Origin of the sequence: Halomonas sp. 111, assembly GCF_052379685.1 — a bacterium.
Classification (GTDB): domain Bacteria; phylum Pseudomonadota; class Gammaproteobacteria; order Pseudomonadales; family Halomonadaceae; genus Vreelandella; species Vreelandella citrativorans.
Window position 1 is genome coordinate 1 of record NZ_JBQSYV010000050.1, and the last position, 1,442, is coordinate 1,442.

Here is a 1,442-nt window from a genome sequence, read left to right on the forward strand (position 1 = left end):
TAGTACTACTGTGTCATAAATAGACATGTTATCAATACGTATTGTGTCCTCTGTATAGCGATTTCGCATTATGGTAAACGACGCACTTCACGACCGCTTCGAGACGTATCTTGATGAGCTAGCGCCTCGCCTGGGCCATGCTGATCGGGTGCAAGGTTTTCAGGATTACTGTCGTGGCTTGATGCTGCCGCTGAAACGCAAGAGTATCGAGCCCATCGCCGCCAGTGTCGATCCGTATAACGTTCAGGCCTGTCATCAGTCGCTGCATCACCTGGTGGCTCGCTCTGGATGGTCTGACCGAGGGATGCTTAATGGCGTGGCGCAGCAGGTGCTACCCTACTTGCTTCCCCCCGATACGACGCCTTTCTGGATTATCGATGACACCGGTATTCGCAAGAAAGGACGGCATTCGGTGGGCGTTAGCCGCCAATACTGCGGTGAGATTGGTAAACAGGACAATTGTCAGGTCGCCGTTAGCCTATCGGTGGCGACCGAACAGGCCAGCCTGCCGGTCGCATGGCGGCTTTATTTGCCCACATCATGGACAAACGATCCGGCGCGCTGTCGCCGCGTCGGTGTGCCAGAAGAGATCGACTTTGCCACCAAACCGGAGATCGCCCTCCAGCAGGTGCGCGAAACACTGGAGGCCGGTATCACGCCCGGTATCGTGCTGGCAGATGCGGCTTACGGCAAAGTGACGCCGTGGAGAGAGCAGCTTGCGGAATGGGGCTTGAGTTATTGCGTTGACGTGCCGGAGGGTATCAGTGTCTGGCCGCCTGGCAGTGAGCCTCTGCCTCCGAAGTGGTCCGGCCAGGGGCGACCGCCGACACGGTGGCAGCAGACCTCGGAGCATCACCCAGTGGCGGCACAAGCACTGGCCGAGTCGCTGGATGCCAATGACTATCAGGATATCACCTGGCGGGAAGGTACCAACAAGCCGTTGTGCTCCCGATTTGCCGCTGTCCGAGTGCGTGTGGCGCGAGGCCAGCAGAAGCGTGAACCGGAGTGGTTGCTGATCGAATGGCCCCAAAGCGACGCCGCGCCAGCGAAGTATTGGTTAAGCAATCTGCCGGAAGATACGTCACTGACCACTCTGGTGGCGACAGCGAAAGGACGCTGGCGCATCGAACGAGATTATCAGGAGCTCAAGCAGGAGTTTGGGCTGAAGCATTACGAGGGGCGCAACTGGCGAGGATTTCACCACCACGCCACTCTGTGTACGGTCGCTTACGGTTTTCTGGTCATGGAGCGCCTACGTTGTGGGGATCAAAAAAAAATCAGCCCCTGCCAGGCAGTTGCCGTACCCGAAGGCTACTGGGCGCGGGGCCATAAAACGCGCACAACGCCACGTGGTTAACTCCATCGCCACCCTGCGATGGGAGCTAAATCAGGCGATCATGATAGCGCTGGGTAGTCGATCACGATGTTTATGACACAGTAGT

At 57.6% G+C, this 1,442-nt stretch carries 1 protein-coding gene; it reads left to right on the top strand.

Annotation, left to right across the window (positions count from 1 at the left end):
* The first annotated feature begins 70 nt into the window (after positions 1-70).
* A complete protein-coding gene (locus ACT3T7_RS18365; protein WP_444631924.1) occupies positions 71-1,357 on the top strand; it encodes an IS701 family transposase in 1,287 nt (428 codons plus the stop codon).
* Positions 1,358-1,442: the final 85 nt, after the last annotated feature.

Excerpts from the sequence above, each read along its gene's own strand:
- ACT3T7_RS18365 (WP_444631924.1), top strand. The coding sequence starts at position 71 with ATGGTAAACGACGCACTTCACGACCGCTTCGAGACGTATCTTGATGAG.